Genomic DNA, 19,650 nt, shown 5'->3' with positions numbered 1-19,650 from the left:
TAAAAACGCAGCGGATGAAACTACAGAGCAACGCTTTTCGCGATTACACTGCCGAACAAAAACTGTTTGTCCGCCGCGCCCTTGTGGCGTTCATCGGCATTCTGCTGCTCTCCTGCGTGCTGGTTTTCAACCTCTATCATCTGCAGATCCTGCGCTTTGATGATTACAGCACCCGCTCGAATGAAAACCGTATCAAGCTGGTGCCGGTCGCCCCGAGTCGCGGCATCATCTACGATCGCAACGGCGTTCCGCTGGCGCTGAACCGCACGATTTACCAGGCTGAACTGGTGCCGGAAAAAGTTGACGACCTTAAGCAGACGCTGCAGGCGCTGCGACCAGTGCTGGATCTGACTGACGACGATATCGACGCTTTTGAAAAAGAGCGCAAGCGCTCGCGTCGCTTTACCTCTATTCCGGTAAAAACCGGCCTGAATGAAGTACAGGTCGCACGTTTTGCCGTAAATCAATACCGCTTTCCCGGCGTGGAAGTTAAAGGCTACCAGCGCCGCTATTATCCTTATGGTCAGACGCTGACCCACGTTGTGGGATACGTATCGAAAATCAACGATCGTGACGTAAAACGCCTTGATGAAGAGGGCAAGTGGCCTAACTATGCCGCCACGCATGATATTGGCAAGCTCGGTATCGAAAACTACTACGAAGATGTGCTGCATGGCAAAACCGGCTATGAAGAGGTTGAGGTCAATAACCGCGGACGCGTGATACGCCAGCTGCATGAGCAATCCCCGCAGGCGGGCCGCGATATCTGGCTGACCGTTGACCTGCGGCTGCAGCAGTACATTGAAACGCTGCTGACCGGCAGCCGGGCGGCGGTAGTCGTCAGCGATCCGCGCACCGGTGAGATCCTGGCGCTGGTCTCCACGCCAAGCTACGACCCCAACCTGTTTGTCGATGGGATCTCCAGTAAAGATTACAAGGCGCTGCTCAGTGATGAAAACCGGCCGCTCTATAACCGTGCGCTGCAGGCTGCCTATCCGCCCGCCTCAACGGTAAAACCTTACGTAGCGGTATCAGCGCTGAGCGCGGGGGTCATTAACCGTAATACCAGCCTGTTTGATCCTGGCTGGTGGCAGCTGCCCGGTTCTGAAAAGCGTTATCGCGACTGGAAAAAGTGGGGCCACGGCCGTCTTAACGTGACCAAATCGCTGGAAGAGTCAGCCGATACGTTCTTCTATCAGGTCGCCTACGATATGGGCATCGATCGCCTCTCCGAGTGGATGACTAAATTTGGCTATGGTCATCGCACCGGTATTGACCTGCCGCAGGAGAGCGCCGGTAACATGCCGACGCGCGACTGGAAAATGAAGCGTTTCAAAAAGCCCTGGTATCAGGGTGACACCATTCCGGTCGGCATCGGACAGGGTTACTGGACCGCTACGCCGGTACAGATGAACAAAGCGATGATGATCCTGATTAATGACGGCGTGATCAAAGTGCCGCATCTGCTGCGCGCTACGCGTGAGGGCAGCGCCATGGTGCCTTATCGTCAGCCGCCTGATGCGCCGATTGGCGATATTCACTCCGGGTACTGGGAAATTGCCAAAGATGGCATGTATGGCGTCGCCAACCGGCCTAACGGGACTGCGCACAAAAGCTTTGCTGATGCGCCCTATAAGATTGCTGCCAAATCAGGTACCGCACAGGTATTTGGTCTGAAAGAGAATGAGACCTATAACGCGCATAAAATTGCCGAGCGCCTGCGCGATCACAAACTTATGACCGCGTTTGCGCCGTACGACAAACCGCGGGTGGCCGTGACCATCATTCTGGAGAACGGCGGTGCCGGTCCGGCGGTGGGAACCGTGATGCGCCAGATCCTCGATCACATAATGCTGGGTGACAATAATACGGTGCTGCCTGAAGCCGCCCCGACGCCGCCCGGCTACGAAGGTGAATAATCATGTCGATGAACGATAGTCCGCAGAAAAGGACGATCTGGACGCGTATCCATATCGACCCGCTGTTTATGTTAATTATTCTCGCGCTGCTGACCTACAGCGCCATTGTGATCTGGAGCGCTAGCGGGCAGGATCCGGGCATGATGGAGCGTAAGCTGGGTCAGATTGCCATGGGCACGGTGATTATGCTGGTCATGGCGCAGGTTCCGCCGCGCGTTTATGAGAGCTGGGCGCCCTATCTCTATATTGTCTGCGTGATTTTGCTGATAGCCGTTGACGCCTTTGGTCATATCAGTAAAGGCGCACAGCGCTGGCTGGATCTTGGATTCGTCCGCTTTCAGCCGTCAGAGATCGCCAAAATTGCCGTGCCGCTGATGGTCGCGCGCTTTATTAACCGCGACGTCTGTCCGCCCACGCTGAAAAATACCGGCATTGCGCTGGTGCTGATCTTTATGCCCACGCTGCTGGTGGCCGCACAGCCCGACCTCGGCACCTCTATTCTGATCGCCGCTTCCGGCCTGTTTGTGCTCTTCCTGTCCGGTATGAGCTGGAAACTGATTGGCGTTGCGGTGCTGCTGGTTGCGGCCTTTATTCCGGTACTGTGGTTTTTCCTGATGCATGACTACCAGCGCGATCGCGTGATGATGCTGCTCGATCCCGAAAGCGACCCGCTCGGCGCGGGGTATCACATTATTCAGTCCAAAATAGCTATCGGTTCAGGTGGGCTGCGCGGTAAAGGCTGGCTGCACGGCACGCAGTCACAGCTGGAGTTTCTGCCGGAGCGCCATACCGACTTTATCTTTGCCGTGCTGGCAGAGGAGCTGGGCCTGGTCGGCGTGCTGCTGCTGCTGCTGCTCTATCTGCTGCTGATTATGCGTGGCCTGATCATCGCCGCACGGGCGCAAACCACGTTTGGTCGCGTGATGTCAGGCGGATTAATGCTGATTCTGTTTGTTTATGTTTTCGTTAATATCGGCATGGTAAGTGGTATCTTACCGGTGGTTGGCGTACCGCTGCCGCTGGTCAGTTACGGCGGGTCGGCGCTAATCGTGTTAATGGCGGGGTTCGGCATTGTCATGTCGATCCATACTCATCGAAAAATGTTGTCTAAAAGCGTTTAAGAGGCTGCACATGCGTAAGGACTGGCTTGGGGTTGCACTGGCGTCACTGGTATTAAGTGCCTGTACCACACAGGAACCGCAAACAAATACGCCGCCGCCACAGCCGGCGTATAACGGTCCGGTAGTGGAGATCCCGGGCGTTGAGCCGCGCTATGAACCGATTAATCCGGCTACCAGCCAGGATTACAGCGTGAATGGCAAAACCTGGCGCGTGGTCAAAAATCCATCTGACTTCAGCGAAGTGGGCCTGGCAACCTGGTATGGCGATGAGGCTAAAGGCAACCGTACCGCTATCGGTGAAACTTACGATCCTGATGCACTGACCGCTGCGCACCCTACCCTGCCGCTGCCGAGCTACGTACGCGTTACCAATATGGCGAACGGCCGGCAGATTGTGGTGCGCGTTAACGATCGCGGTCCCTACATGCCCGGGCGCATTATCGATCTGTCACGCGCCGCCGGCGATCGTCTGAACATTTCTAATAACACCCGTGTGCGGGTCGATTTTATCAACGTTGCGCCTGATGGCTCACTCTCCGGCCCTGGTACAATTGGCACCAGGGTGGCGAAGCAGAGCTATGCGCTGCCTGCCCGTCCCGATCTCAGCGGCGGCAATGTGATGAACGGCGGCAGTGCGCCACAGCCGACAGAATCAGACGTACGCGAGGTTGATAACCGTTCGCTGCAGGGCGACGACAGCCTGGGTGCGCCGGTACAGAGCAGCGGCTTTCTGGGCGCGCCGCAGCCGTTAGCATCCGGCGTGCTGGAGGGCAGCGAGCCGTCGCCGGCCCCTGCGCCAGCACCCGCGGTAGCGGCACCTGCTGCTACCGCCGCCGCGGCCAGCGCGGGCGCACCGGCCAGCGGCAGCTTTGTTGTTCAGGCTGGCGCGCTGAACGATGCGGGTCGCGCGCAGCAGCTGGCCAGCACGCTCGGTAAGCGCTTCGGCGTGCCGGGTAAGGTTGAGACCAGCGGTAATGTCTATCGTGTTCAGCTTGGCAGCTTTGCCCGTCGGGCTGACGCCGCAGCGCTGCAGGAGCGCCTCAGTACCGAAGCGCAGATTAACGCCTTTATTACCACAGCCCGTCCCTGATAGTGACGGACAGTAACATTTACGGCTAAAACTGACCGGCAATGCGGGATGCTGCCCGATCCCGCATTTGCTATAGTAAGGCACTTTTTTCACCCTAACCCCACGGATGTTGTAGTCCTTAACATGAATACGCTGAAACCTTCTCGTTTGCTGAAACGCCTGACAGTGGGATCACTGGTCGCCCTCTCTCTCAGCCATGTTGCCTTTGCTGATGATATCAATCTCAAAACTATGATTCCGGGCGTGCCGGACATTGATGCTGAGGCTTATGTACTAATCGACTATAACTCCGGTAAGGTGCTGGCCGAAAAAAACGCCGATGCGCGCCGCGATCCCGCCAGCCTGACGAAAATGATGACCAGCTACGTCATTGGTCAGGCGGTTAAAGCCGGTAAAATCCATCAGGATGACATTGTTACCGTGGGTAAAGACGCCTGGGCTACCGGCAACCCGGTATTCAGAGGCTCATCGCTGATGTTCCTTAAGCCAGGCGATCGCGTGCCGGTCTCCCAGCTGACACGCGGCATCGTGCTGCAGTCCGGTAACGACGCCTGTGTCGCAATGGCGGATTATGTGGCTGGCAGTCAGGACGCGTTTGTTAACCTGATGAATAACTATGTCGGGGCGCTAGGTCTGAAAAACACCCATTTCCAGACGGTACATGGGCTGGATGCTGACGGCCAGTACAGCTCCGCGCGCGATATGGCGCTGATTGGTCAGGCGCTGATCCGCGACGTGCCGGATGAGTATGCTATCTATCGTGAAAAAGAGTTCACCTTTAACAATATTCGTCAGATGAACCGCAACGGCCTGTTGTGGGACAGCAGTCTGGCGGTGGACGGCATCAAGACCGGCCATACTGAAGCCGCGGGCTACAATCTGGTGGCGTCTGCCACCGAAGGCCAGATGCGCCTGATCTCCGCCGTAATGGGCGGTCACACCTTTAAAGGACGCGAGACCGAAAGCAAAAAGCTGCTGACCTGGGGCTTCCGCTTCTTTGAAACCGTGGCACCCCTGAAAGCGGGTAAAGAGTTTGCTTCTGAACCGGTCTGGTTCGGTAATACCGATCGCGTTCAGCTGGGCGTGGAGAAAGATGCCTATCTGACTATCCCGCGCGGCCGGATGAAAGATCTGAAAGCGAGCTATGTGCTGAACAACACCGAACTGCACGCGCCGCTGAAGAAAAACCAGGTGGTTGGCAGCATTAACTTCCAGCTGGATGGTAAAACGGTTGAACAGCGTCCGCTGGTTGTACTGAATGAAGTTGAGGAAGGCGGTTTCTTTGGCCGTATCATCGACTACATCAAACTGATGTTCCATCACTGGTTTGGCTGATTTACGGTTGAAAAACCACCAGCTCGCCCATAAATAAGATATGATCAAGGCTCTCGCCCAGGCGGGAGCCTGTTTTTTTAAGCACCGGAGCCAATATGAAAACCAAACTGAATGAACTGCTCGAATTCCCTACCCCGTTTACCTATAAAGTTATGGGACTGGCGCAGCCAGAGCTGGTTGATCAAGTGGTTGAAGTGGTGCAGCGGCATGCGCCTGGCGACTATACACCTGATGTAAAGCCCAGCAGCAAAGGCAACTATCACTCTGTATCCATTACTATTAACGCGACCCATATTGAGCAGGTTGAAACGCTCTATGAAGAGCTGGGTAACATCGATATCGTGCGCATGGTACTGTAACACCGGCGCTGGCAAAGCCCGCTTTGCCAGCGTTATACTCAGGCTTTCCCTCTTTACCGGACCTCCGCTGTGTCTGCAAATACGCTTCTTGTACGCAACCTCGGCCTGCGCGACTGGCAGCCCGTCTCCGATGCCATGCATCACTTCACCGATACCCGCAATGCGGAAACGCCCGATGAGCTCTGGCTGGTTGAGCACGCGCCGGTCTTTACGCAGGGACAGGCTGGTAAAGCTGAACATCTGCTGATGCCGGGCGATATCCCGGTGGTGCAGAGCGATCGCGGCGGTCAGGTGACGTATCACGGCCCGGGGCAGCAGATCATGTACGTGCTGGTGGATATTAAGCGGCGCAGGCTGGGCGTGCGCGAGCTGGTTACGGCGCTGGAAGAGACCGTCATTGCCACCCTGGCAGAGTACGGCGTGACGGCGCGCGCGCGTGCAGATGCGCCCGGCGTCTATGTGGGTGATGACAAAATCTGTTCACTCGGACTGCGCATCCGTAAAGGCTGTTCATTCCACGGGCTGGCGCTGAATATCGCGATGGATCTGGCTCCGTTTCTGCGTATCAATCCATGCGGCTATGCCGGGATGCAGATGACGCAGCTGAGCCGGTTCCGGCCTGACGCTATGCCAGCTGATGTGCGTCCGCGTCTGGTGGCACACTTCGCGCGTCTGACAGGATTTGACGAGATGGCGTGGCAGGATGAAAGCGCGGACTGACCTTGTCTGTGCGTGCGTATTTACAAAATTGTAACCTTTCTCACCGCATAGCGGCTGCTTCTGCAGCGGCGAGATGATATAATTTTTGCAAATTTTTCAAAAAAAGTTGAAAGCCTGGTTCTCAGTTTGAGTGAGGAAGCTTTCAAATCGCAATCCCGATCGGAACCTGCAGATTTATGAGTAAACCAATTCAGATGGAACGCGGCGTCAAGTATCGCGATGCCGACAAAATGGCGCTGATTCCGGTGAAAACCGTGGTCACCGAGCGCGACGAAATTCTGCGTAAGCCGGAGTGGATGAAGATCAAGCTGCCGGCTGACTCCAGCCGCATCCAGGGCATCAAAGCTGCGATGCGCAAAAATGGCCTGCACTCTGTTTGCGAAGAAGCGTCCTGCCCTAACCTGGCAGAGTGTTTTAACCACGGCACCGCCACCTTTATGATCCTTGGCGCCATCTGTACCCGCCGCTGCCCGTTCTGCGACGTGGCGCACGGTCGTCCTAACGCCCCTGATGCGAACGAGCCGCTGAAGCTGGCGCAGACCATTGCCGATATGGCGCTGCGGTACGTGGTTATCACCTCTGTCGATCGTGACGATCTGCGTGACGGCGGCGCACAGCACTTTGCTGACTGCATTACGGCTATTCGTGAGAAGAGTCCCAGCATCAAAATTGAAACGCTGGTCCCTGATTTCCGCGGGCGTATGGATCGTGCGCTGGAGATCCTCACCGCCACGCCGCCTGACGTGTTTAACCACAACCTGGAAAACGTGCCGCGCGTTTACCGTCAGGTGCGTCCCGGCGCTAACTATGAGTGGTCACTTAAGCTGCTGGAGCGCTTTAAAGAGGCGCATCCTGATATTCCGACCAAATCGGGCCTGATGGTGGGCCTGGGCGAAACCAACGCGGAGATCGTGGAAGTGATGCGCGATTTGCGCCGCCACGGTGTGACCATGCTGACGCTGGGACAATATCTGCAGCCGAGCCGCCATCATCTGCCGGTACAGCGCTATGTCAGCCCGGCGGAATTTGATGAGATGAAAGAAGAAGCGATGGCGATGGGCTTCACTCACGCCGCCTGCGGCCCGTTTGTGCGCTCTTCTTACCATGCGGATATGCAGGCTAAAGGACTGGAAGTAAAATAATCCTCTGCTGACATCCTCCTGATACAAAAAAACCAGCCTCTGTGAGTCTGGTTTTTTTTCATCACAACTTGTTACAGTTGTGCGGCCCGGGCACGCCTTTACTCTTTATGGCTGACGCGCTCTGCCGGGATCTCATCTGCACTGCTCTTTGCAACGGTGCTGTCGTCGTCTTTCATGGCTTTTTTAAAGCCCTTGATCGCCGATCCTAAATCACCGCCCAGCGAACGCAGCTTATTGGTACCAAATAACAGAACAATAAGTGCACCGATAATCAGCAGCTTGGCAATACTGATACCTTCCATACTCTACCTTCAGCTCTCACGTATAACGGACAGCCTTTATTAACGCGCACTCTGCGCCGGCACTCAACAGAATTCTGTAACAGAGTAAGATCGGATCGGTCACTCCTGACGCAGCTGCGGCGTGGCAAAGCGACGGTTCTCCAGCACCGGCAAAATGCGGCGTGCGTAAGCGAGTCGCTCCGCCTCAAGATCGGCGAAGATCAGCGTGGCAGATTCAGCAGCCTGCGCGATCGTCACCCCCAGCGGATCGATCGTCATGCTGTTGCCAATATTACGCGGCCCGCATTCACCAGTGGCGACCAGATAACAGGTGTTTTCCAGCGCCCGGGTCGCCGTCAGTAACGCCCAGTGACGCTCTTTCTGCGGCCCTCTGACCCACGCAGCGGGCAGCACCAGTACCTCTGCCCCGTCAAGCGCCAGGCGTCGCGCCAGCTCAGGAAAACGGATATCGTAGCAGGTCATCAGCCCGACCTTCATGCCGGCGACCTCAATCAGCGGCGGGATAGTGCTGCCTGCCGTAACGCGCTGTGATTCCTGCATCGCAAAGGCGTCATAGAGATGCAGCTTGGCGTAGTGCGCAATGATCCTGCCATTACGCAGGGCGATCAGCACATTTTGCGTTTTTCCTGCGGCAGCCGGTACGTGCACGCTCATAATCGTGGTGAGGCTGTTCTCTGTGCTCTCAGCCAGCAGCGCGCTGACAAACGGCCCATCAAGTGGCTGGGCCGCCTGCAGAATACGATCGGGATGCTCTCTGTCCTGCATCAGTACCGCTTCCGGCAGCAACAGCAGATCGGCTCCTCCTGTCCGCGCACGCTGCATCAAATCGCGACAGGTGACGATATTCTCCTGCCATTCGCTGCTGACGGCGAACTGCCCCATTGCCGCTCTCATTGTCTCTCCTCCGATACCGGTGCGCTAACAGAGATCTTTTGTATGGTAGCGCGGTGACTCCACATAGCCTTCACGTGCGTAAAACTGATTAGCTTTAAGCCGCGAAGCGTGACAGTGCACCTCCATACGATCGCAACCTCGCTGCCGCGCCAGCTGTTCAGCGTGGGACAGCAGCTGCTGGCCGCTGCCTTTACTGCGTTCACCTTCAGCAATGCAAAAGTAGCTGATGCGGGCAAAATCACCTGCCAGCGCCAGCTGCGGAATAAAATGCAGCGACAAAAATCCCAGTACCTGCGTTCCGTGTTCAGCCACCAGCAGGATCTCATCCTGATGAGTACAAAGCTGCGCCAGCCGCGCTTCAATAAAGTGCTCAGTGCCACTATAGCCAAGCTCAGCCAGCAGCGCGCTCAGGGCGAAACAGTCATCAGGCCGCGCCTCACGTATATGCATAGTGCTTCTCCTTGTATCGGGCTGATGTTTATATAGCCTGTGAACGGGAAAAGCTGCAAGCGGCAGTGGTTAAAACTCTGGTTTGTGAAGCATTAAGCGCACTCTGTGGCGTCATATTTCTGTCATCTGAGCTTAAGGCTGACTTAATCTTGCTTTGGCATGCTGAGGGAAATCACATCTGAGGCGAGTAGAATGAAAAACTGGATCCCACGTTCTTCGGAAGAGATGCTGGCACTGACTTTTGCTGCGGTAGTGGTAGCCGCCTGGCTGATCACCTGGTGGCAGAACTGAAAAAAGAATAAAAAAAACCCGCCATCAGGCGGGTTTTTAAAATTCTGACTGTTAACTTACAGAGCGGTAACGTTAGCAGCAGATGGGCCTTTAGCGCCGTCGGTGATTTCAAACTCTACACGCTGACCTTCAGCCAGAGTTTTGAAGCCGTTGCTCTGGATAGCAGAGAAGTGTACGAATACATCTTTGCTGCCATCTTCTGGAGTAATGAAACCGAATCCTTTGGACTCATTAAACCACTTAACGTTACCTTTGATCTTGGACATCTATATTACCTTTACATGAAAAATGGACACTAAACTGTGTCGTCATCTAGTACAGCAATTGCAGTGGCATTTGTCCAGTCCGAATTGATGAAAAAGTGATAAATATCGGATTTTTGTCTTTGCATCACACTTTTGCACTTATGTGCTCGCTTAAAACTGGAATCTGAGCCAGGCAAAATAGACGTTGCCGTTGTTATAAGTACCGGGAATGTAAGTCATTTGAAACGTGGCGGGTCCGTAGCCTACGGATGCCAGCGGCAGCACCAGCGGCACCGGAATATATTTCCAGTTATCGCGCGCGGTGAAGCCAGCCGTATAGCCAGCTCCCAGATGAAAACGCTGATCCTGCAGCGGACGCCACGTCGCTTCCCAGCCATAGCCGGCAATCGGTTCCCACTTGTTGAAGGAGTCTTTAAACGCCATCACGTAGAGCCCGTTCCAGTTACCCTTATCGTCCCAGCGCGAGATGCCGCCCCCTGCCCCCCACGGCCGTTCGTTATATTTTCTGATGTGCGCATCATCATACGTCCAGCGGTTGTGCCAGGTGATGGCAGGCACATAAAGATCGTAATGCTGCGGCGCAGACCAGGTCTGAGCCACATTATCGCTGAAACTATTCCATCCCGCTTTAAGCGCGGCGCCTGCCGTAGCGGCTGAGGCAGAAAATGAGACCAGTAAGGTCAACACGCAGCCCGACATGGCTGCTGAAACGTGTCGATTCACGGATAAAACCCTGTTATTACAAAATTTAATAGCGTGCAGAACCTCTGTAGCCAGCTCTGCAAAAGTGATTGCTGCATTTTTGCGTCTGAAATTGCCAAAAGTAGCGGTAATCCTTTTCAGATATAGCCTGAAATAACGCGCATGCAAGGGCCTATTGTACCTGCGAAGGCCGTTACGAATAAAACCGCAGTTAAACGAATCAGAAAAAGTGCTTTTGTGACATAAAGTGCAGTTTTGAAAATCGGCTAAAAGCAAAAAAATGTTATTTATCATAAAATAACGTAAATTTTGTCTGCCACCATACAGATAAACAGAATTAATCATTTGAAGCCAGGGTCTGATTGCGATATTTCTTATTTTCCGGGAGGGAACAGGGAGAGAAACGGTGACGATTTGTTGCAGCCAGTGCGGCAGTAAAAAATTCTTTTATACGTGCCAGCGGAGTGAAGCTTCAGAGCCGGCAGCTCATCACGGCGCACGCTGTGCCGTATGCAGAAAGCCGCTAAACAGTTCGGATGTTAAACCGCCTGAAATAGCCGTCAGAGAGGCTATTGTACGTTATGCGCGATAACAATTTCAGGCACCCGCAGGTGCCTGAACACGTCAGAAAATCAGCTTGAATACACCAGTAATAGTCAGCAGCCCGACAATAAAGACAATCGCAATGATCCACAGAAATATTTTCATTATTCGCTCCTTCAGTTTGAAAATTTATGCATCCGCCGATGAGTATAGCTGAATATCCTGAACGCGCCGCACGCTGCCGATACGCGTTTCGCTTCGCCGGCCAGGTGAATAAGCCCGTGCTATTTCTGCGAGCAGGGTCGCAGCTCAGCCATTAACTGGCCCTGAAGGCGCTCTTTACAGATTTCGACGCGCTAAACTTAAAGCGCCTGTGACGGGCCTTAATGGTTATCTCTGTTAGCGAAACGAGGAGAAATTATGAGTACGATTAATACCAGCATGGGACGTTATAGCCTGAAGGCGAAGGAGGTCGGCAGCCATATTAAAGGGAGTATCGCTATTAACGACGAAGGCGGTACGCAGCTGACCATGCAGGAGTTTGATGAACACTATCTGGATGATGTGGTAAACAATGTCATCTACCCGGTAACGGGGGGCAATCGTGAAATTACCCGTGCACTGCACGAGCAGATGGTGAAAGCGGGTTTTAAGCAGCCACATTAAGGCTGTCGGGCCACAATTCTGTGGCCCGTTATAAGCATTACAGCGCAGCAGAAAGCAGCAGACAGCCTGCCAGACCGCATACGGAAATAATCGTCTCCAGCGCCGACCACGATCGGATAGTCTCACCGATGGTGAGATTAAAATACTCTTTAAACAGCCAGAAGCCGGGATCGTTAACGTGCGAGAAGATAACGCTGCCGGAGCCTACTGCTATCACCATCAGCTCAGGGCTGGCACCACTGGTCACGATCAGCGGTGCAACAATCCCTCCCGCCGTAATGGCGGCAACCGTGGCTGAACCCAGCGCAATACGCAGGATCGCCGCAATCGACCAGGCCATAAAAATCGGCGACAGGTTGGTCGCATGCATCATGCCCGCAATATATTTATCCACGCCGCTGTCTACCAGCACCTGTTTAAAGGCTCCGCCACCGCCAATAATCAGCAGCATCATTGCAATGATCTTGATGGAGTCGGTGATGGTGCCCATCACCTCATCCATGCTGCGTCCGCGATTCAGACCGAAGGTAAAAATAGCGATAAGAACGGCGATCAGCGTTGCCATAATCGGGTCGCCAAAGAATTCAGCGTAAGGCAGCAGTACGTGTCCTTTCGGCAGCAGCATCTCAGCCACCGCACGCAATGCCATCAGGATCACTGGCACCAGCGCGGTCCAGACGCTGACGCCAAATCCTGGCATCTCTGCTTCTGTAAAGGTTTTGGGATTCCACAGCCCTTCCGGAATTGGCTTATCGATGCCTTTCAGAAAACGCGCATACACCGGGCCAGCCAGAATCACGGTAGGGATCCCCAGCAGCGTGCCGTAAAGCAGCGTTTTACCCATATCAGCGTTAAACAGCGTCGCGATCGCGGTCGGACCCGGATGCGGCGGCAGAAAACCGTGCGTTACCGAGAGCGCGGCTGCCATGGGAACGCCGACGTAAAGCAGCGGCACGCGCGCTGAGGCAGCGATACTGAATACCAGCGGCAGCATCAGTACAAACCCTACCTCATAAAACAGCGCAAAGCCCACGGTAAAACCGGTCAGCACCAGCGCCCACTGGATATGCTTCTCACCAAATTTTGCAATCAGGGTGGTGGCGATACGCTGCGCGCCGCCGCAGTCAGCCAGCAGCTTACCCAGCATGGCTCCAAAGCCCATAATCAGCGCCAGGCTGCCAAGTGTCCCGCCTACGCCGGTTTTGATTGAGCCGATCACTTTATTGACCGGCATGCCCTGCATCATGCCCACCGCCAGCGCCACCAGAATCAGCGCGATAAAGCCGTTAAGTTTGAAGCGAATCATCAGCAGCAGCAGTAGCGCTACGCCGATGGCCACATAGAGTAATGGCATGGTTATTCTCCACTTTTTACGCGCGGCGTCAGTTGCCAGCGGGTTGCGTTGTACTACCGGATCGGCCAGATGCGGCCGGATGTTGCGAAATGCGTCATACTGTTACCGGTATCATGTTAAGGGCAACACCGGGCCGGTAACATCAGAGCGGCGGGCTGAATTTCGTTTTTGCGAAGGCGATCAACTTTTGCTCATTAAGCTACCGGCGTTTATACCTGCGTCAGCAGCGCTTTTCGCTACACTGGCTGTCTGAAATCATTTGAAAGGATAGACAGGTGAGTGAGAACCTGATTGCACTTTACAGTAACCAGCGAACCCTGTGCGGACGCGGCAGCATTCGCACTCTGCCCGCGCTGCTGGCTGAGGAGCCGCAGCCTGCGCTGCTGTTTTGCGGCCGCTCATTTCTCAATAGCGAGACGTGGCAGCAGCTGAAGGGTGAGCTGCAACACGCTATCCAGGACTATGAAATCGTCAGTCATGAGGCTTCTCCGGAAGAGATTGACGTCTGGGTAGCGCGCTGGCGCGGACGGGTTAAGCGGGTAGTGGCGATTGGCGGCGGCAGCGTGCTGGATGCGGCAAAAGCGTTCTGCGCCATGATAGAGCATCCGCTGCCGACGGCGCGCTACCTGGAAAAAGTGGGGGATACACCGGTGCAGGGCGACACGCTGCCGCTGATCGCCATCCCCACTACCGCCGGCACCGGCAGTGAAGTTACGCAAAACGCTGTGGTCACCGATCAGCAGCACATCAAAATTAAAGCGTCGCTGCGCCATCCGAACTTTGTTCCTCCCGTCGCGATTCTCGATCCCGACCTGCTGCGCGGCGCACCTGATAGCGTCCTCGCTACCTGCGCAATTGACGCCTTTACGCATCTGTTTGAAGCGTATCTGTCAAAGAAAGGCAACGTATTTACTCAGCAGATGGCGCTCAGCGGCCTGCGACTCTTTTTTCAGGCCTGGCCTTACCTGAACCGCGCTGACCGGCAGGGTGACGAGGCGCGTGAGGCAATGATGATGGCGTCCTGGCTGGGCGGCCTCTGCCTGAGCAGCGCCGGCCTGGGCGTGATCCATGGCATCGCAGGCGAGTTGGGGGCGATCAAAGCGATTCACCATGGTGAAGCCTGCGGCCGCCTGCTGTTTCCGTTTCTGGATCAGCTGGCAGAAAGCGACCACCCTGAACAGCAGCGCCTGATGAGCACGTTTGCGGCGCAGCTGATGCCCGGCGCCTCCGCGCCTGCCCCGCTGGCGCTGAAAGCCTGGCTGCAGCAGCACGCTATTGTGCCGTTCTGGCAGGAGGGACCTGCGATCTCTGCCACAGAGGTGGACTGGATTGTCGCACGCGCCAACAGTAAAAATAGCTGGGTAACCTATAATAGCGCGCAGATGACCGACATGCTTGTTCAGGCGTGGCGCGTGCTCTGAGCCTGCCGGCGCGCTCTGCTCAGGCGAACGGGCCCTCACCCGCCAGCATCTGCTCAATGACCTGCAGCACGCCAGCATGATTATTATCCGCGGTAACATAGCGTGCCGCGGCTTTCACCCGCGCCGGCGCGTTCTGCATCGCAAAGCTAAATCCCGACTGCGTCAGCATTTCCAGATCGTTGCCACCATCGCCGAATGCCAGGACTTCGCTGCTCTCAATTCCCCAGCGCTGCTGCAGCAGACGCAGTCCGTTGGCCTTGTGGAGGCCAGGCACAATCAAATCTACTGAGCCGTGGCCGCTGGAGGTGGCCGCAGCCGATCCCTGGTGCAGCCGCTCAATGTCTGCCATTAAAACCGGCACATAGTCATCAGAGAGGTTCAGGGCAAATTTAAACAGTCGATCGTCGGCAATCTCATCCAGCGTCTCAATGGGCCGCAGGCGGTGACAATAATGCCGCATCTTCTGCAGCCACTGCGCGTCCGCACCGGCAAAGTAGTAGGCGCTGTTGCGACCACAGATAAGAAAGCGCAGGCCGGGATAGTTACCCTGCTGCAGCGTATCCAGTACGGCATGCACCGCCTCACGGCTGAACGCGCCGCAGAAAAGCTCCTCTTCACTATCGAGGATCCACGCACCGTTCTCCGCAACAAACGCGATCTCATGGGCTATTTCCGGAAAAAAGGATTTCAGCTGGTAATACTGATTGCCGCTGGCGACGACAAACCGGATACCGCGCTGTTTCATCATTTGGTAGCAGGCCATGAACCGCGGACGGTCATACTGCTTACGGTCATCCAGAAAGGTGCCATCCATATCCACTGCTACCATTTTTACTGCGGCCATCATCACTCCTTAGCACATGTGTATTAGCGGTAGCTCACAGAATAGCCTGGCAAAGGGTAAAAGCAGAAGGATAGCGGGAGGCGTGGTTCCTCCCGGCAAGAGATTAATCGAAGGCGCCGTTGAGTAATATGGCGGTGATGATGCCGGTTGCAGCCGCTACCAGCACATAATTGCCGTCGATAAAGGCCCAGTGCTCACCGCGCGGCGGTGCGGTAAGGCCGCGATCGCGCCAGTTATCCACGCGGTATCCGGCACCGCGATAGGCGGGTGGCATCGGCTGGCCGCGCCGGAACTCATGCCCCTGCCAGGCAAAGCGGTCAGCGTGATGATGCCCTTCCGGCCCGCCCCGCTCGCCGTGACGCTCATTATCTGGTCCACGGCGATCGGCTTCCCGCCCGGATGCGTGCTGGCTTTCATGTGTATTCCAGCGGGGACCGCCAGGATCTTCTGCCTGACTCAGCGCAGAAAATAGCGTGCTGCATGCAATAAGGGTAATAGCGATCTGCGTTTTAATTTTTTTCATCATGGTCTCCATCACAGCAGCAATAAGTGCGCTGCCGGCAGAGACTATTAACCAGTCACGCAGCAAATAATAGTTCTTTCATTCTTAAAAACCTCATTATTACAGTAAATTACACTGCCTTAGCGCTTTCTTAACGAAGATGTCCGGCCGGATACAAATAAGTACCGCAGAGAAAAAAACATAAAAAAACCCGACCGCAGGGATCGGGTAAATAAAAATGTTTCATTATTCAGAAACAGGGAAACCCTGCAAATCAGAGGGTAAAACTGAAGCACACAACGCCACATCACCAGCATTGCGCGCGCAGAATAACACTTCACCGCTAAAACAATAAATAAAATTAATCGGATTTAGGAATATTACTTAACGCTGCCAGGCAGATTAACGCTGCTTATAAATAAGGTCAGTGCTCTGACCTCACGCCAGTGACGGAATTAAAATCTTATAAAAAACATAAAATTAAAATAATTACCTTTTGGGGCTGGCAACAGGAAAATAACTGCCCTTTCTGATCTCTGGTTTCACTGCGGATAACATTATAAGTAGCACAATTAATTATCTGCTGGTCACTCATTGCGCGCGCCGGAATTACGGCTGCCGGATGTGCCGCAGCAGAGAAGCCGGATGCCGCGCCAGCGCTGCGGCAGGTCGTATCGGGCGACGGACCAGCTCGCCGCTGCAGTTCGGACAGCGCTGCAGCAGAACATGCTCAGCGCAGGTTGCGCAGAATGTGCATTCAAATGAGCAGATACGTGCCTCCGCGCTTTCCGGCGGTAAATCGGTATCGCACCACTCACAGTTAGGTCGCAGTTCAAGCATAGGATTCTCCGGTTTAGCGCAGGCTCAGGACAGATTTTTATCCGTTACTGCATTCAATCATGTGAAACAGATTACATTCTGCGCCAGCCGTTCTATAGTTCTTTCGCTACGTTTATTTGCGAGGCTATGGAATGCGTGTTAAAGGCTTAAATATCGGTTTCTTTATTCTTATCCTGGCGATTGTCACCATCGCCTTTTTTGATGTGCTGTCACCTTATTTCTCTGCCATTCTCTGGGCGGCTATCCTGGCGGTGATTTTTGCCCCGCTGAAGGTGCTGCTGCGGCGTAAAATGGGCGACCGTAACGGGCTTGCCTCTTTTGTCACGCTGATGATTATCTGTCTGATTGTATTTACGCCGCTGGCGATCATCACCTCATCGCTGGTGGTGGAGATCAATACCGTTTACGTCAAGCTGCAGAATAATTCAGCGCAGTTTCCGACAGTGTTTGCTGAGCTGCTGCAGCATCTGCCGGGCTGGGCGCAGCGCTATCTGGCCGACCACGATCTCAACAACTCTGCCCAGATTCAGCAAAAGCTCTCTGAGTTCGCGCTGAAAGGTGGTCAGTATATGGCGGGCAGCGTGCTGCTGATTGGTAAAGGCACGTTTACCTTTACCGTGAGCTTTGGCGTGATGCTCTATTTACTGTTCTTCCTGCTGAAAGATGGTGCCTGGCTGGTGGGGCTAATCCTCGAAGCGCTGCCGCTCTCCACCTATGTGAAGCATCATCTGCTGATGAAGTTTGCTGCGGTGTCGCGCGCGACGGTGAAAGGAACCGTGGTAGTGGCAATTGTTCAGGGTGTACTGGGCGGCTTTGCTTTCTGGATCACTGACATCGACGGCAGCCTGCTGTGGGGTGCGCTGATGGCGTTTCTGTCGCTTATCCCGGCGGTCGGATCCGCTATCGTCTGGGTACCGGCAGCGATCTTTTTCTTTGCCACCGGCGCGCTGTGGAAAGGCCTCTTCCTGGTCGGCTTCTTTGTGGTGATTGTCGGCCTGGTAGATAACATTCTGCGCCCGCTGCTGGTGGGCAAAGACACCAAGATGCCGGACTATATGATCCTGATCGCCACGCTGGGCGGCATGGAAATCTACGGCATCAACGGCTTTGTGATTGGCCCGCTGATTGCCGCTCTGTTCATCGCCTGCTGGAATCTCCTCTCCGGTCGCGATAACCGCGATAACGCCGAAGAGATTGATGAAGAGTTTATTGAAGAGGGCAAAACGCGCGAGTAGCGCTATGCGCTGAGCTGACTAAAACACCGCCTGCGGGCGGTGTTTTTATGACGGCGGCTGCGAACAAAGTAAATCTTATAACAGATCCAGACTCTGGCCCGATTTCTGCTGGCGCAAACTGCCGGATAAGCCAGTACCAGGGCTGATACTCTTTCAGATGTTGAAGGCTGTTCAGCCGCCGCGTTCCCCACTGCCTTCACTGCCACACTCTTCAGCCCAGACCCACCAGCCAGAGATGCAACGATAGCCTTTTCCGGCCAGCGCGGCCGGTTCCGTCTCGCCCGCTATCTACCCGCGAGACCCGCCGCGTAAGCCGTCACCGCCCCCACCACCGCGTGCGCCATCAGGTTCGCCTGCACGTTTACCGAACCGTCCGCGTTCAGCGTCTGTTTATGAAGAACCTCTGCCAGGTACGGTGCCGCCGCGCCCGTTACCGCCTGCGCCAGGCTGCCCCCCGTCACGAACGTCCAGGTCTTGACCCAACACGAAACCTCTCGGATGGGAATAAAGGTTGTATTATAATTTCATTATTATAAATAAATAATTTTGGTGACAATGCCGTAACATCATAGACATTTTCAGCGATCAGCTTAATATTCGTCCTAAATATCGGTATACCAGCATCATCTGCCAAGACAAATACGTCTTGATTTTTTACTATGCTTACGTTTAATACATCATACAAATTATCATAATCACTATGTTCTATCTCATTCCATACAACCCCCCCTAGGGCAATAGGGTATTTATTAAGTAAGTCAATAGCTTTATTCTCCTCATCGCCGATAACCAAATGAAAATCAGAAAACAATGCTTCTCTACACTCATCAAATAAAGTCATTATTTCTACCTATTTAATTGTTTCAATATAGTTTCAAAAACCTTTTCATTACCTTCAAAAGGTATGACTGTTTTAACTGCTTTACCAGGTCCTTTACCTTTCGAATAATCCCATGTATTAATGTGAGTCCCTTTCTCTGGGTCATAATCAACACGCCAACCTAACTTGCCATTACTGGATTGACGACCAATAACTTTCCCATTGCCAGCACTCACTTCTAACCGACCAATAACAGGCTTTGAATCAAGACCTAAATCACCGACCATATTTATGGCTTTATTTCTAGCTATTTCCCAATTCTTTTCAGCTTTAAGCACCGTTTCAATACGGTTTCCGACTCCCGGAACTTTCTTACCCGGCAATATAATCCCGGCCAGCATCCCGCCCGTCGCTTCCAGTGCAAGCTGATTCCCGTCCGCTGCCTGTTTTACCGTGTCTGCCACTGCCGACCAGGTTTCACTTTTCAGCAGCGCTTTCACGCTGTCGGCTACCGCCTGGTTCTTCCCGGTCAGGTCGCTTAACGCTTTACTACAGTAGCTGTCTCCGGTTGCACAGGCCGCCAGCGCCATTGCAGCATCCGCTACGTAATCCACGCCACCTAATGCCGACTCACTGGTATTTGCTATAGTACCAATGATGGTGTTTGCGATGGCAGAGGTCGTACCATTACCCAGCTTGTCCCTGACCTGTTCTTTCAGCGATTCAGCTGCCTGTTTCACCGTGGCACGCGCCTGGTCACCGGACAGCGAGTTATTCTCAACCGCATTCCTCCCCGTCTGCGCGCCCGCCACCGCGCCCGCCGTGCTGTCGCCC

The 19,650-nt window shown here is 54.4% G+C and carries 21 protein-coding genes and 1 pseudogene; 10 read left to right on the top strand and 12 right to left on the bottom strand.

Features of this window, described 5'->3' with window-relative positions:
* Nucleotides 1–14 precede the first annotated feature (14 nt).
* The 7 genes from mrdA (at nt 15) to lipA (ending at nt 7,686) form a co-directional block, all read left to right on the top strand.
* Entirely contained in the window at nt 15–1,919 is a 1,905-nt protein-coding gene (mrdA, locus tag B4M48_RS06040) for a peptidoglycan DD-transpeptidase MrdA (RefSeq protein ID WP_071668977.1), read from the top strand.
* A gap of 8 nt (nt 1,920–1,927) precedes the next feature.
* Nucleotides 1,928–3,040, top strand: coding sequence for a peptidoglycan glycosyltransferase MrdB (gene mrdB, locus B4M48_RS06035; RefSeq protein ID WP_039385756.1), 1,113 nt, complete (start codon nt 1,928–1,930; stop codon nt 3,038–3,040).
* A 10-nt stretch (nt 3,041–3,050) separates the two neighbouring features.
* Nucleotides 3,051–4,130, top strand: coding sequence for an endolytic peptidoglycan transglycosylase RlpA (rlpA, locus tag B4M48_RS06030; protein WP_039383129.1), 1,080 nt, complete (start codon nt 3,051–3,053; stop codon nt 4,128–4,130).
* 123 nt (nt 4,131–4,253) lie between these two features.
* The gene (gene dacA, locus B4M48_RS06025) at nt 4,254–5,465 is read left to right on the top strand and encodes a D-alanyl-D-alanine carboxypeptidase DacA (protein ID WP_039383127.1); all 1,212 of its coding nucleotides are present in this window, start codon (nt 4,254–4,256) and stop codon (nt 5,463–5,465) included.
* 95 nt (nt 5,466–5,560) lie between these two features.
* Nucleotides 5,561–5,824 (top strand): DUF493 family protein YbeD, encoded by a 264-nt coding sequence (ybeD, locus tag B4M48_RS06020; RefSeq protein WP_039383125.1) that lies wholly within the window; start codon nt 5,561–5,563, stop codon nt 5,822–5,824.
* 69 nt (nt 5,825–5,893) lie between these two features.
* Nucleotides 5,894–6,544 carry a lipoyl(octanoyl) transferase LipB gene (gene lipB, locus B4M48_RS06015; RefSeq protein ID WP_071668976.1) on the top strand — a complete coding sequence of 217 codons (651 nt, stop codon included), beginning with the start codon at nt 5,894–5,896 and terminating at the stop codon, nt 6,542–6,544.
* A 176-nt stretch (nt 6,545–6,720) separates the two neighbouring features.
* The gene (lipA, locus tag B4M48_RS06010; RefSeq protein WP_039383121.1) at nt 6,721–7,686 is read left to right on the top strand and encodes a lipoyl synthase; all 966 of its coding nucleotides are present in this window, start codon (nt 6,721–6,723) and stop codon (nt 7,684–7,686) included.
* Between the two features lie 98 nt (nt 7,687–7,784).
* On the opposite strand, the gene tatE is transcribed toward lipA, so the two are convergent.
* The 5 genes from tatE to pagP all read right to left on the bottom strand — a co-directional run bounded on the left by tatE (nt 7,785) and on the right by pagP (nt 10,588).
* Nucleotides 7,785–7,988, bottom strand: coding sequence for a twin-arginine translocase subunit TatE (gene tatE, locus B4M48_RS06005; RefSeq protein WP_039383119.1), 204 nt, complete (start codon nt 7,986–7,988; stop codon nt 7,785–7,787).
* Between the two features lie 99 nt (nt 7,989–8,087).
* Nucleotides 8,088–8,882 (bottom strand): deaminated glutathione amidase, encoded by a 795-nt coding sequence (locus B4M48_RS06000; RefSeq protein WP_288656240.1) that lies wholly within the window; start codon nt 8,880–8,882, stop codon nt 8,088–8,090.
* A gap of 24 nt (nt 8,883–8,906) precedes the next feature.
* Complete coding sequence (locus B4M48_RS05995) at nt 8,907–9,332, bottom strand: GNAT family N-acetyltransferase (protein WP_094112225.1); 426 nt, start codon at nt 9,330–9,332, stop codon at nt 8,907–8,909.
* A 347-nt stretch (nt 9,333–9,679) separates the two neighbouring features.
* Nucleotides 9,680–9,889: a transcription antiterminator/RNA stability regulator CspE gene (cspE, locus tag B4M48_RS05990; RefSeq protein WP_010615627.1), complete on the bottom strand. Its 210-nt coding sequence runs from the start codon at nt 9,887–9,889 to the stop codon at nt 9,680–9,682.
* 150 nt (nt 9,890–10,039) lie between these two features.
* A complete protein-coding gene (pagP, locus tag B4M48_RS05985) occupies nt 10,040–10,588 on the bottom strand; it encodes a lipid IV(A) palmitoyltransferase PagP (protein WP_083429514.1) in 549 nt (182 codons plus the stop codon).
* A gap of 966 nt (nt 10,589–11,554) precedes the next feature.
* Between pagP and B4M48_RS05980 the strand changes: the two genes are divergently transcribed.
* Nucleotides 11,555–11,800, top strand: coding sequence for a hypothetical protein (locus B4M48_RS05980; protein ID WP_288656238.1), 246 nt, complete (start codon nt 11,555–11,557; stop codon nt 11,798–11,800).
* Nucleotides 11,801–11,837: 37 nt separating this feature from the next.
* Here B4M48_RS05980 and gntT read toward each other — a convergent pair whose 3' ends face one another.
* Nucleotides 11,838–13,154, bottom strand: coding sequence for a gluconate transporter (gene gntT / locus B4M48_RS05975; RefSeq protein WP_039383106.1), 1,317 nt, complete (start codon nt 13,152–13,154; stop codon nt 11,838–11,840).
* Nucleotides 13,155–13,429: 275 nt separating this feature from the next.
* Here gntT and B4M48_RS05970 point away from each other — a divergent pair, with 275 nt between their 5' ends.
* Nucleotides 13,430–14,575 (top strand): iron-containing alcohol dehydrogenase, encoded by a 1,146-nt coding sequence (locus B4M48_RS05970; RefSeq protein WP_288656237.1) that lies wholly within the window; start codon nt 13,430–13,432, stop codon nt 14,573–14,575.
* Nucleotides 14,576–14,594: 19 nt separating this feature from the next.
* Here the strand turns inward: B4M48_RS05970 and B4M48_RS05965 are convergent, their stop codons facing one another.
* The 3 genes from B4M48_RS05965 to B4M48_RS05955 form a co-directional block, all read right to left on the bottom strand.
* Nucleotides 14,595–15,419: a Cof-type HAD-IIB family hydrolase gene (locus B4M48_RS05965; RefSeq protein WP_071668971.1), complete on the bottom strand. Its 825-nt coding sequence runs from the start codon at nt 15,417–15,419 to the stop codon at nt 14,595–14,597.
* 103 nt (nt 15,420–15,522) lie between these two features.
* Nucleotides 15,523–15,942 carry an RcnB family protein gene (locus B4M48_RS05960; protein ID WP_286876768.1) on the bottom strand — a complete coding sequence of 140 codons (420 nt, stop codon included), beginning with the start codon at nt 15,940–15,942 and terminating at the stop codon, nt 15,523–15,525.
* Between the two features lie 588 nt (nt 15,943–16,530).
* Nucleotides 16,531–16,761 (bottom strand): DUF1272 domain-containing protein, encoded by a 231-nt coding sequence (locus B4M48_RS05955; RefSeq protein WP_039383097.1) that lies wholly within the window; start codon nt 16,759–16,761, stop codon nt 16,531–16,533.
* 131 nt (nt 16,762–16,892) lie between these two features.
* Here B4M48_RS05955 and B4M48_RS05950 point away from each other — a divergent pair, with 131 nt between their 5' ends.
* Nucleotides 16,893–17,996 (top strand): AI-2E family transporter, encoded by a 1,104-nt coding sequence (locus tag B4M48_RS05950; RefSeq protein ID WP_071668968.1) that lies wholly within the window; start codon nt 16,893–16,895, stop codon nt 17,994–17,996.
* Nucleotides 17,997–18,295: 299 nt separating this feature from the next.
* Here B4M48_RS05950 and B4M48_RS05945 read toward each other — a convergent pair.
* From B4M48_RS05945 to B4M48_RS05935, 3 genes and pseudogenes are all read right to left on the bottom strand, one after another.
* A pseudogene (locus B4M48_RS05945) lies at nt 18,296–18,457 on the bottom strand (filamentous hemagglutinin); the annotation flags it as partial.
* Nucleotides 18,454–18,837, bottom strand: a complete 384-nt coding sequence (locus tag B4M48_RS05940; RefSeq protein WP_071668967.1) for a hypothetical protein — start codon at nt 18,835–18,837, stop codon at nt 18,454–18,456. The gene B4M48_RS05940 and the pseudogene B4M48_RS05945, both read right to left, overlap by 4 nt.
* A gap of 5 nt (nt 18,838–18,842) precedes the next feature.
* Nucleotides 18,843–19,650, bottom strand: an 808-nt coding sequence (locus B4M48_RS05935) for a VENN motif pre-toxin domain-containing protein (protein WP_288656232.1), incomplete at its 5' end; no start/stop codon positions are given.

The sequence above is a fragment of the Pantoea sp. UBA6567 genome (assembly GCF_002434165.1).
Lineage (GTDB): Bacteria > Pseudomonadota > Gammaproteobacteria > Enterobacterales > Enterobacteriaceae > Pantoea > Pantoea eucrina.
Note: the sequence above shows the minus strand (reverse complement) of the source record. Positions and strands in the feature narration are given on the sequence as shown.

Bases quoted from the DNA above. Each gene is read 5' to 3' on its own strand.
- mrdA (WP_071668977.1), top strand. From the start codon at position 15: ATGAAACTACAGAGCAACGCTTTTCGCGATTACACTGCCGAACAAAAA.
- mrdB (WP_039385756.1), top strand. From the start codon at position 1,928: ATGAACGATAGTCCGCAGAAAAGGACGATCTGGACGCGTATCCATATC.
- rlpA (WP_039383129.1), top strand. From the start codon at position 3,051: ATGCGTAAGGACTGGCTTGGGGTTGCACTGGCGTCACTGGTATTAAGT.
- dacA (WP_039383127.1), top strand. From the start codon at position 4,254: ATGAATACGCTGAAACCTTCTCGTTTGCTGAAACGCCTGACAGTGGGA.
- ybeD (WP_039383125.1), top strand. From the start codon at position 5,561: ATGAAAACCAAACTGAATGAACTGCTCGAATTCCCTACCCCGTTTACC.
- lipA (WP_039383121.1), top strand. From the start codon at position 6,721: ATGAGTAAACCAATTCAGATGGAACGCGGCGTCAAGTATCGCGATGCC.
- tatE (WP_039383119.1), bottom strand. From the start codon at position 7,988: ATGGAAGGTATCAGTATTGCCAAGCTGCTGATTATCGGTGCACTTATT.
- B4M48_RS06000 (WP_288656240.1), bottom strand. From the start codon at position 8,882: ATGAGAGCGGCAATGGGGCAGTTCGCCGTCAGCAGCGAATGGCAGGAG.
- B4M48_RS05995 (WP_094112225.1), bottom strand. From the start codon at position 9,332: ATGCATATACGTGAGGCGCGGCCTGATGACTGTTTCGCCCTGAGCGCG.
- cspE (WP_010615627.1), bottom strand. From the start codon at position 9,889: ATGTCCAAGATCAAAGGTAACGTTAAGTGGTTTAATGAGTCCAAAGGA.
- pagP (WP_083429514.1), bottom strand. From the start codon at position 10,588: ATGTCGGGCTGCGTGTTGACCTTACTGGTCTCATTTTCTGCCTCAGCC.
- B4M48_RS05980 (WP_288656238.1), top strand. From the start codon at position 11,555: ATGAGTACGATTAATACCAGCATGGGACGTTATAGCCTGAAGGCGAAG.
- gntT (WP_039383106.1), bottom strand. From the start codon at position 13,154: ATGCCATTACTCTATGTGGCCATCGGCGTAGCGCTACTGCTGCTGCTG.
- B4M48_RS05965 (WP_071668971.1), bottom strand. From the start codon at position 15,419: ATGGCCGCAGTAAAAATGGTAGCAGTGGATATGGATGGCACCTTTCTG.
- B4M48_RS05960 (WP_286876768.1), bottom strand. From the start codon at position 15,942: ATGAAAAAAATTAAAACGCAGATCGCTATTACCCTTATTGCATGCAGC.
- B4M48_RS05955 (WP_039383097.1), bottom strand. From the start codon at position 16,761: ATGCTTGAACTGCGACCTAACTGTGAGTGGTGCGATACCGATTTACCG.
- B4M48_RS05950 (WP_071668968.1), top strand. From the start codon at position 16,893: ATGCGTGTTAAAGGCTTAAATATCGGTTTCTTTATTCTTATCCTGGCG.
- B4M48_RS05940 (WP_071668967.1), bottom strand. From the start codon at position 18,837: ATGACTTTATTTGATGAGTGTAGAGAAGCATTGTTTTCTGATTTTCAT.